This is a genomic window from Rhodococcus sp. 15-725-2-2b (assembly GCF_002259075.1).
In the GTDB taxonomy this organism is placed as follows: Bacteria; Actinomycetota; Actinomycetes; order Mycobacteriales; family Mycobacteriaceae; genus Rhodococcoides.
Map to the genome: position 1 here is coordinate 210495 of NZ_NPFL01000022.1, position 9844 is coordinate 220338.

General features: G+C 66.7%; 11 protein-coding genes. All 11 read right to left on the reverse strand.

Features of this window, described 5'->3' with window-relative positions; translation table 11 throughout:
• Window positions 1-19: 19 nt before the first annotated feature.
• Genes CH306_RS26765 through CH306_RS26810 form a run of 11 tightly spaced genes read right to left on the reverse strand, consistent with a single transcriptional unit; the run spans window position 20 to window position 9644 of the window.
• The gene (locus CH306_RS26765) at window positions 20-1639 is read right to left on the reverse strand and encodes a peptidoglycan DD-metalloendopeptidase family protein (protein WP_094648355.1); all 1620 of its coding nucleotides are present in this window, start codon (window positions 1637-1639) and stop codon (window positions 20-22) included.
• Window positions 1636-1974, reverse strand: coding sequence for a transposase (locus CH306_RS26770; protein ID WP_094648356.1), 339 nt, complete (start codon window positions 1972-1974; stop codon window positions 1636-1638). The genes CH306_RS26765 and CH306_RS26770 overlap by 4 nt, the downstream gene beginning before the upstream one ends.
• A complete protein-coding gene (locus CH306_RS26775; RefSeq protein ID WP_094648357.1) occupies window positions 1974-3845 on the reverse strand; it encodes an ATP/GTP-binding protein in 1872 nt (623 codons plus the stop codon). Before CH306_RS26775 ends, CH306_RS26770 begins: the two co-directional genes overlap by 1 nt.
• Before the next feature lie 53 nt (window positions 3846-3898).
• On the reverse strand, window positions 3899-5404 hold the full coding sequence (locus CH306_RS26780; RefSeq protein WP_094648358.1) for an SCO6880 family protein: 1506 nt from the start codon (window positions 5402-5404) through the stop codon (window positions 3899-3901).
• Entirely contained in the window at window positions 5401-5835 is a 435-nt protein-coding gene (locus CH306_RS26785) for a hypothetical protein (RefSeq protein WP_094648359.1), read from the reverse strand. Before CH306_RS26785 ends, CH306_RS26780 begins: the two co-directional genes overlap by 4 nt.
• Window positions 5832-7391 carry a hypothetical protein gene (locus CH306_RS26790; protein WP_094648360.1) on the reverse strand — a complete coding sequence of 520 codons (1560 nt, stop codon included), beginning with the start codon at window positions 7389-7391 and terminating at the stop codon, window positions 5832-5834. Before CH306_RS26790 ends, CH306_RS26785 begins: the two co-directional genes overlap by 4 nt.
• Window positions 7388-8224 carry a hypothetical protein gene (locus CH306_RS26795; protein WP_094648361.1) on the reverse strand — a complete coding sequence of 279 codons (837 nt, stop codon included), beginning with the start codon at window positions 8222-8224 and terminating at the stop codon, window positions 7388-7390. The genes CH306_RS26790 and CH306_RS26795 overlap by 4 nt, the downstream gene beginning before the upstream one ends.
• Window positions 8221-8859, reverse strand: coding sequence for a hypothetical protein (locus CH306_RS26800; RefSeq protein WP_094648362.1), 639 nt, complete (start codon window positions 8857-8859; stop codon window positions 8221-8223). Before CH306_RS26800 ends, CH306_RS26795 begins: the two co-directional genes overlap by 4 nt.
• 55 nt (window positions 8860-8914) lie before the next feature.
• A complete protein-coding gene (locus tag CH306_RS26805) occupies window positions 8915-9190 on the reverse strand; it encodes a hypothetical protein (RefSeq protein ID WP_042940271.1) in 276 nt (91 codons plus the stop codon).
• The gene (locus tag CH306_RS29285) at window positions 9187-9357 is read right to left on the reverse strand and encodes a hypothetical protein (protein ID WP_179272706.1); all 171 of its coding nucleotides are present in this window, start codon (window positions 9355-9357) and stop codon (window positions 9187-9189) included. The genes CH306_RS26805 and CH306_RS29285 overlap by 4 nt, the downstream gene beginning before the upstream one ends.
• Window positions 9354-9644: a hypothetical protein gene (locus CH306_RS26810; RefSeq protein WP_094648363.1), complete on the reverse strand. Its 291-nt coding sequence runs from the start codon at window positions 9642-9644 to the stop codon at window positions 9354-9356. Before CH306_RS26810 ends, CH306_RS29285 begins: the two co-directional genes overlap by 4 nt.
• Window positions 9645-9844 lie beyond the last annotated feature (200 nt).

A 9844-nucleotide genomic window follows, 5' to 3' on the forward strand; every position in this document is an offset into this window, starting at 1 on the left:
GAGCTTTGGTCGGTGGCGGCTATCGGGCCAGGTCGTAGTCGGATGCTGTGGCGGTGATGGTGGTGACGTAGTTCTGGGTCTCCGAGTAGGGCGGGACGCCGCCGAACTGTTGGACCGCTCCGGGGCCGGCGTTGTATCCGGCGAGCATCAGCTCGACGGGATCGCCGGTGATAGAGCCGGATTCGATACCCGGCCGCAGGGTGTCGGCGACCGAGCAGTTGTATCGTCCCTGCGCCATGACGGCGTCGCCGATGTCGTTGGGATCGCCCTCCCCCGCAGCTCCGGTGACCACGCCCTTGTCGTCGACGGGGAAACCGAATGACGCCCACGTTCCGGGGAGGAACTGCGCATACCCTCCGGCACCGGCCGGGCTGGTCAGACCGGGTGTGAAGCCGGATTCTTGTTTGAGCTGAGCGGCGAGGATCGCGGGTGAGAGCTCGCGGCACTGCGCGGACGACAGAGCGAGCCACGGCTCGAACTCGGGAGGGATCTGGCCGGCGGCGAGGTTCGCGTGATCACCGAGACCGGCACCGGGTGCGGTGGTGCAGTTCCCGGTCGCCTTCGGTGCGGAGCCGCCGCCGCCGGGGACGGGCCCGTAGGTCTGCCCGGGTGCCGGTGCGCCGTGGCCGACGGTGGTGACGTGCACGTGGTCGAAGTGGTTCTGGGTCGGAGATCCCCTGTCCTCCATGGTGTTCGGTTCACCTTGGGAGGGGATGTATTCCTGTCGCCAGATCATGTATTCGATCTGGAGGTAGTCGCGGTTCGCCCATAGGTAGTCCTTGACCTGGTCGCCGAGCGCTTTGCCTTCCTCGGAGGACCAGTTGTCGATCATGATGTCGGCCGCACGGCCGGAGGGGTGGTCGTCGAATCCCCCACCGTCGGCGCGCCACCCACCGATCGTGGTGATCTGCGGGAACTTCGCGTGCACGGCGCGGGCGACGCGGACGGTGTCGACCTGGAAGTGCTCTTCGGAGCCGACGTCGGCGGGCAGCGCCGCCATCTCCGCTGTACTGCCGCCGGTCGGGGCGGGCGTCGACGGCGAGGGTAGTGGGCTCTGGCCGGTCTGTCCGCTGCCGGGTTCGGCGGCGGCTTCGTAGAACGGCTGCGGGTCGATCGCGTTGTCGGGCGACCATGGGCCGGTGTGGTACTCGAAGTGCAGGTGCGCGCCGGTGGTGTCGCCGTTGTTGCCTTCGTCGGCGATGTGCTGACCCGCGGTGACACGTTCGCCTGGCGTGACCAGGACACCGTCCGGGAACATGTGCCCGTACACCGTCGAGACGGTCTGCCCGTCGATGTTGTGCTCAAGGACGATCCACATCCCGAACCCGGTCGCAGGCCCGGCTTGGGTGACGATGCCGTTGGCGTAGGCGTAGATCGGTGTACCGACGGGTCCGGCGAGGTCGATGCCCTTGTGCATCGTCCCCCACCGCGACCCGAACGGGCTCGTCAACTGCGCCTCGGAGGTTTTCATCGGTTTGGCGAACGACCCGGCCGGAACCCCGCCCGCGGCGGAGGAAATGCCTTTCCCGGGAATGCAGTTGGTGGGTACTTCTTCTCGGACCCCGGTGGTGACGAACAGGACCACGAACAGCGCCAGCGCTAGCACGACGGTCAGAGCGATCGCGCCGCCTTTTTTCACAACGCGGCCGCCGAAATCGACTCCGCGCCGATCGATCGCGGGGCGTGGGCGGCCAAACGCTCGCTGAGGGTTCGGTTCTCCGAACGCAGTCGGGTGATCTCCTCCTCGGCGGCACGTAGTCGTGCGGTCACCTCGTCCGCTGCGGGGCGACGCGAGGGCCCGTACTTGTCCTTGATCCACCGGGCCACGGTGTTCTCGTGTGCCCCGATCGAGAGTGCCAAGGCTGCAACGCATTCGGCGCGGGAGGAGTAGTTGTGTCGCGACTTCTCGTATTGATCGAGCGCCCACGCGCGGGTCTGCGCCGGGTATTCGGCGCGGGGGTACTCGGCGGTCATCACTGCGCTCTGACCAGTGCCGTGTCGTGCGCGTAGTGGGCGTCGTCGGTATCGGCGGCGTGGTGCTGGCCGCCGGCGAAGTACTCGGCGAAGCGGGCGTTGGTGTCGTGGACCCCGGTGTCGTATTCGACGTCGGTGAGCACCGTCTGGATGGGGATGCCGGGGGTGTTGTCCTTGGCGACCTTGATCAGGAACTTCCCGCGCCCGATCGGGTTGCGGACGGTGCGCCGTTCTGACCCGCGTAGCGCTGCCCCGCGGGACCAGGAGGTGACCATGCCCGCTTCGGCGTCGGTGAACTTCAGCTCCCCGGACAGGCGTTCGACCTCACCGATCGGTAGGCCTCCGCACACGACCATGCCGGCGCGGTCGATGAAGCCCTTGGCGGTCTTGATGTCGGCTTCGGTGGGCAGGGTTTCGAGGTCGCGGCCGGTGTGGGTGATCATCAGCAAACCCGTTGCGTCGGTGCGGTTGAGGCGGGTGATCTCGTTGACGCGGGCGACCATGCCCGGTCCGGCGCCGATGACCTGCCACAGCTCGTCGAGGGCCATCAGGAACAGGCGCTGGCGGTCCAGGCCTGCGTCGGCGAGCAGGTGTGCAGCTTCGACGGTGCCGTAGGCGTCGGCCCAGCAGGAGAGCATCACGGCCGCTTTGAGGGTGGTGTCGCCGCGGTCGAGGGATGAGACGTCGATGCAGATCATCGGTGCGTCGAGGTCGATCGGTTCGGTGGTGTGGTCGGCGAAGATGTCTCCGAGTGGGCCGGAGGTCAGTGCACCGAGGGCTTGCATCAGTTCGGTGATGGCTTCGCGGTAGCCCTCGCGATCGGTCTTGTAGGCAGCTTGGAGCATGTCTGCCGAGCCGGCGTCGATGCGGGTGTAGAGGTCTTTGAGCAGCGGTGGGTGGGTGTAGGAGAATCCGCCGTCGGCGTACAGCTCACGCAGCGCGATCCCGATCAGGGAGTTCTCGAAGGCCTTCACCGAGTGGGTGTCGTAGCGGATCAGCTCGACCAGGGCGCAGACGGCGTTGATCTGGCGGGTGGAGATGGTGATGGTCGCGACGTCGATCAGCTCGTCGAGCTCGGCGATCCGGGCGGGGTCGGTGGCTTCGTCGCGGGCGGTGATCGCGCGGACCACGGCCTGGCCGAGGGCACCGGCGGCGAGGGGGTTGAGGTGTCCGCCGCCGTGGCCGAGGGTGATGACCTGCCCGCCGACTAGGTGGGTGAGCTTGACGTATTCGCCTTTGATGTCGCCGGCGACGATCGGGGTCTGCCCCCATCCGCACGCCCCGAGGAGGATCTTGCGGATCAGCGTCGACTTCCCCAGGCCCGGCAGGGACAACACGAACATCGACGGGTTGCCGATGAGCTTGTCGCGGAAATACGCGAACGGATCGCACGAGACCGCGTTGCCGGTGATGGCGTGCTGACCGACGATGGTCCCGGCGGACGGTGCGGCCGCGCCGATCGCCCACGGGTTCAGTCCGCACATCTGCACCGAGGTCGCTTCGTACTCGATCGGGGCCGGGACGGTCGACATCCGGCCACCACCGGCACCTTTGAGGCCGCGTGCGCTCGACGACAGTGCTGCGCGCCACCAGGGATCCCCAGCGGCGTCGTGGACTGCCCGTTCGACGTGAGGGTGGTCGTTGCGCCACCGGGTCAGCCCGAGGCCGCGCCGGGAAAGAGCGGAGGGCTCTTCGGCGTCGCCGGTGGCTATGAGGGCGGCGAGCTCGGCGTAGTCGGTGTCGCCGATGATCCACCGCACGAACGCCGACGGCTGCGGCGTTGACGTCTCGTACAGGTCGGGCTCGTCGGACCTGGCCTCGTCGTATCGAGGGTCGTAGTCCCTGCGCGGGCGGTGGTCGGTCGTCGTCATCGTGAGTGTCTCTTTTCTCGGGCAGGGGTGGGCCGGATGCGGTCGGCGGCGCTCTAGCTGCGGCGCACGAGGATCGAAGTGGAGATCTGATCGGGCAGGAGCACTCCGACGCCGAGGCCGGCGGCGAACGCGGCGTCCTGGAAGGCGAACGCACGCCGCAGTCGCAGGCGGGAGCGGGCGGCGAGGGATTCGGTGACGGCGGCCGCGTTCGCAATTTCTTCGACCAATCCGACGGTGATCGTCAGCAGTGCCGAATAGCGTTCGTATCCGGCTCCGGAGACCATCTCGCGGCGGGCCTGCTCGGCGATCTCGTGGCGCTTCTCCGACCCGGCGGAGGTGATCTTGTTGCCGCGAGAGTTGATCGCGTGCAGGGCGTCTCGGTGTTGCTTGTCGACCTTCTTCGCGGCGTCCCCGGCGGAGTAGGGGCGGTAGACGAGCGTCAATCGCTTACGGGGGATGTCGTCGTGCGGCTGCAGCAGCGGTTTGAGGACGGTGTCGGTGAACACCGATTCGGGAGGTGCGGCCATCTCCCACACGACCGAGACGCCGCCGTCGTGGCGGTAGTGACCCCACTCGGTCTTCGCGCGTCCCGGTCCGGCGTCGTCCCAGTCGACTCCGTGCTCTTCGCCGGAGATTTCGAGTTCCTCGAAGTCGTTCTCGGTCGAGGGGTTGTAGGAGCGGTGCACGACCGCGGTGATCTCGGCGGCGGTCATCGGCTGGGCATCGATCCCGGCACCGGAGAGCGATTCGTACAGATCCGGTAGACGGCGGGCCAGTTCGGTGGCCATCTCCTCGGGGTCCTTCTGCCGCTCACGGGTGGTAGCGCGGAAGGTGATCGACAGTCGTGCCAGGGTGCGGTGCCGACCCGAGGGCATCCGGATGGCGGACTGCTCGACGAACGACGCAGCCAGCGGCGGTGCGGTGGGGACGAGTTCGTGTTCGGCTCGCCGCGCCAATCGCAGCCCGGTAGCCGGGATGTTCTCCACCACCACCATGGCACCGACGATGTCGCCGGGCAGGCCGAGGTCGGCGAGGTAGACACCCCAGTCGGCGGTGTAGAGGTCCTTGTCGCGCTGGACGATGGCTTCGTCACCGCCGGGCAGGGCGTCGAAGACGACGGTGTAGCGGTGATCGTCGGGGTTGTGGATCATCCCGAATTCGTTGCCGTGCCGGTCGATCCCTATGTAGACCTTGGTCCGGGTGAGCAGCCCGGGGAGCTTGTAGCGGCCACCGGGGATCCTCGAGTGCGGTCCGGCGTGATATTCGGTGGACTTGTCGATGTGCTTGCGCCGCAGCCATTGCATTCTCAATTGTCCAGTCTCGTAGAGTGTTCGGCCGTTCGGGGCGATGACCAGAGGGGCGAGGGCGAGCGCGCCGAAGCCCATCAACGCGAGTCCGGCCACGACGTGGACGAAGATCAGAACCACGAACGAGACCGCGAAAAACCCTGCGCCGTAGGCGATGACCTTCGTCGGTAGGCCGAACGCGAACGTCGACTGCGGCCGGTTACCTGCCGAGTAGATCGGCGGCTCGTAGGGGGCTTCGAGCTGGGCGGTCATCGCACGGCACCACGTGCGATCAGTGCCGATCCGACGGCGGCGGTGACGGTGACGGCGACGATGTAGGCAAGGGCAGCGGTACGTGCGGGGATCTTCTCCCACCACGCCCACTGCACCGCCGGTCGCCAGGTGTGGGCGGCGGAAGACTGCGGCCCCTGGGCGGGGGTTTTCACTCCGACTGCGGGTGCGAACTCGGCGGCGTACTCTGCCCAATCCGGTGCGCGGCGAAAGCGTAGGTGCGCGGAATCGAACCCGTTGAGGGTCCTACGGTCTCGTCCTGCCTCACGCTTCCAGGCGACCGCCGACCGTCCAGACCTGGCAGATGGCCACATAGCCATCATCAGCGCCTTGTCGGAGGTGATGATGGTGGTGCGCGAGTTCAAGGTGCGGAGGATGCGCTTGGACGAGAGTCGTCGATCGTGTTGTCTCATCGTTGGATCCGTCCGTGGTAGTTCCCGACTGCGCCTTCTGCAGCCGAGCCGAGCGCAGTCGAGGCCGAGCCGGCGGTGCGACCGGCGTTGCCGGCTGTCTTCAGCGCACCCGCTGCCCCACGCAGACCTGCCGAGGATGCTGTGCGCCCTGCCGACCCGACGGCCGAGCCGACCCTGCGGGCTGCGCCCATAGGACCGGACGATGCGCCCGCGTGCGAGGGACTCGATCCCCCGTTGTAGCGGCCCTGAAATCCGGGAGACGAACGTGCGCCGGTACCGGCGGCACCCGAAGATCCGCCTCTGCCGCCGCCACCGGAGGACCCAGCGACGGTGTTCGCCGCTGCACCGAGGGCGCGCGATGCCGCCATCCCGCCTGCCCCCATCACCGCACCTCCTGCTGCGCCGAGCGCTCCTACTTCCCGCCCACCGGCGGAGATGGTGTCCGCTGCGGGAGCAACGATCTTGACCAAGGTGGGCAGGGAGAACCCGACGACGGCCAGCAGGATCGAGCCGATGATGACCGTGGCGATCTGATCCGAGCTCGACGCCGAGGATGCCCAGAACGCGAACAGATACAGCAGCGTCGCTACCGGCTTGAACAGCAGCGCGCCGAGAGTGAACGCGATCATCGACTTGTAGGAGCTACGCCCGGTGCCGGTGGCCGATGCTGCGGCGGCGAGCGGGATGACGGCGACGACGACGCACAGCACGGCCTCACGAATCAGCAGCGCGATGAGCTGGGCAACCGAACCGAGGAAGGCGAACCCGGCGCAGGCGAGAGCGAGGATCGGGCCGAGGCCGGTCTTGTCGTCGAATGCGGTGATGGCGGTGATCTTCTCGTTCAGGTCCCCGCCGACGAACTTCTCGAGCGCGTAGGCCGAGGCGACGTCGCCGACTTGGTGGAACATCAACACAAGGATCGGCAGTAGCGACACGGTGACGACGGTGCGCACCAGCATGCTGGCTGTTTCGGTGGCTCCTTCCATCACGGCTTGTTTGCGGGCGATGGCGAGTTTGGTCATGGCGAACACGATCGAGGCGAACAAGGCGATGACGGTGAATCCGGTGATGATGTTGCGCAGCCCCGACATGGCGTTCTCGGCGGCGAGTCCTGGTATGCCCGAGGACATCCAGAAGGTCATGACGGTGCGGAATGCCTGGCTGTTTCCTTCCATCACGGCTTTGGTGAAGTCGCCGACGGGGTCGCCCCAGAAGGCGGACGTCGCGGAGGAGACGGCAGTGGATATCGCGTCACCGGGGTTGTCCTCGAACGAGTTGGAGAGGCAGAACACCTGAGGGAGTGCGTCACCGGTCACGCTGTTGAGTTGGTCACCGATCCAGGTCGAGTCCGCGCGCGCCTTGTCCAGGCATTCCCGGCGGTCCTTCTGAAAGTCGTTGCCTTGGTCGGCGATATCTGCGATTCCAGGAACGGGCGGTGGGTCCTGGGCGTACGCGACGGCGTTGCTTCCCGCGACGATCCAGACGGTGACCACCGCAAGAAGAAGGAACCGAATCGCACCGCGCCGGATTCGCTCGAACACGTTCGGGCGCGTCACGCGAAGCTCCAGGGAGTGAAGGAACTGATGTCGGTGATGTCGGTGTCGGTGGCGACGGAGCGTTTGTCTAGCCGGCTCCTCCAGGTACCGCCGTCGTAGAACATCGACGTGCGCAGGACTGTGTAGACAGGGGTGGTGCGGCGTTGCCCGTTGTCGTCGATGGGAACTTCGATGGCGAATTCGACTGACGCGAAATCAGAAGTGCAGCTTCCGATACGGAACGCCACCGGTGCCGGAAAACCAGTGGCGGCGTCTTGGCCGGGCGCGTCCCACGCTTCGGCAGAGGCACCGCGATCGAGTTCGTCGGTGTGCACCGTGAGGAGCTCGTAGGCGTCTTTTGCCACCGGACCGGGACCGTACGTCGTTGCCACCCAATTCCACCCGGCCAGGGCTGCCCCCTGGGGAGTCTGGGTGTAACCGGTGGGTACGTTGCCGGTCACCGCGGCGGGGCCGTCTGTGGTCGAGACCAGCAGCGGCAGTGAGGCGGTCTGTTGGATCTGCACTCCGGACGGCGAGGTGACGGGGGTGTTGGTCGGGGTGCACTCGATCCGTGGCTCCGGAGCGGTCTGTGGCAGCGGCTGCCCGATCGGGTTGTTGGGGACGGCGACCTTGCGGCCGAGGATGTCGACGACCGGTGTCCCGAAACCGCGTTGCCCGTTGCTGCCCGAGCCTGATGCGTCTGTGGGTTCCGGTTGGGTGGTCGGCGGTGCGGCCACGGGCGGTGCACTGGCGTCCTCGTTCATGTTCGGGACGATGAAGAAGATCGTTCCGACGATTGCGATGACGACCAGGGCCGCGACTGCAATCAGAATGCTGCGGATGCGGCGGCTCATGAGGTGCGCTCCAAAGTGGTGTAGCCGTCGAGGGTGTCGAGTTCGACGGCGTCGATGTTCTCCTCGGCGGTCGGTAGGACGATGCGCCAGTCGTCGGATATCCATTGCAGAGCAACGGGATAGGAGTAGAGCTGGTCGTCGGTGCCGATGGTTTGGGCGACCGACACTGCTGCCGAGAGCGGGTTGTCGGTGTAGTCGGTGACCTCGAAGCCGACGAACTCAGGTGCGGCGTCGGCGGGGACCGATCCGGAGACGGTGACGGCGGTGCGTGCGGCCGCGAATTCGTCTCGCCCTGGTCCGGGTGCGGTGACGGTGTTGACCACTTCCGGCCATGCACGGTCGTCGGCGACGGCGAGTGCTGTCTGCCCGTTGATTGCGGCCAGGACAGCGCCTTGCGGGGTCTGTGCATATCCGCTGCGGTTCACCGATGTTCCAGCGAAGGGACCGTCGACCCGCGAGGTCGGCACTGATACCCCTGCGACCTCGCGCCAGGTCAGCTCGGCCGGGGCCGAGCGCAGATCGGGTGTTGCGTCCGGGGTGGCGGTAGGGGTGTCGTCGTCGCCGGATCCGCACGCAGCGAGTGCGAGGACGGTCGCCGCTGTCGCGGCGATCCGGAGTGTGCGGGAGACGGTCATCAGGTGAGGCCTTTCGGGTCGAATGCAGTTCGGGTGCAACGAATGTCGGGGTTTCTCAGGCGAGGACGGCTTTGGCGATTCCGGATGCGGAGCCGATGACGGCGGCGCAGATCAAGATCCGGGCCAGGGTGGCGTCCTCGACCACCTGTGTTCCGGTGGACTTGCGTTGGTTGACGAACATCGCCCCGCACACGAACAGTGCTGCAATGCAGGTGATGATGGCGAACCAGAGCAGCCACGACAGGCCCTCCATGATCGGCTGCCACACCTCGTCGGGCCACTCCACTGGTTCCGTGGGTGGTTGCGCCAAGACCACGGCAGGTGTGTTCACGTCGCTGTTCCCGCGGTGGGAGAGTTGCCGAAACTCAGACGGATGCCGAGGGCGATACGCATACCGGAGGAGATCAGTGGCCCGCTCCCCAGGCATCCGTGAGGCAGGTACCCCATCTCGTCTGCCGTGTCGTGCGGCCCGGCAAGCTCGCTGAGTTGGGAGGTCAAAACACAAGCCCGTTGACTAGACCCGCCGCAGCACCGACGAACACTGCCCCAACAAGGTTCCACATGATGGCGGACCCGCCGTCAGATCCTCCGCTTTTCTTAGATATTCCGAGTGCGGCGGCGGCGTAGACGAGTGCACCGACCAACCAGACGATGGCGCCCCACATCAACCAGCCCAGCAACATAGATACTTTGTCGCCAATTTCACCGGTGGGTACCTGCGGGCTTACGTCGCCGATGTTCTGGGCTAGAAGGTCGGTGGCCGACGCGGCGAGGGTGGTGATCATGATGGTCTCCTTGTGTAGTAGTCGGTGTTGTGCAGTGAATGGTCAGCGACCTGCGGCGATGCGGGCTGCTGTGAAGATTTCCCGCCCGATCGCGGCGAGTTCGGGGTTCGGGGTGGTGGTCGAGGGAGCGGGTGCCCGCATCCGCCCGGGTGGGGGTGGGTCGGGCTCGGTGGGGGTCCAGATCGCGAGTTCGTTCTGTC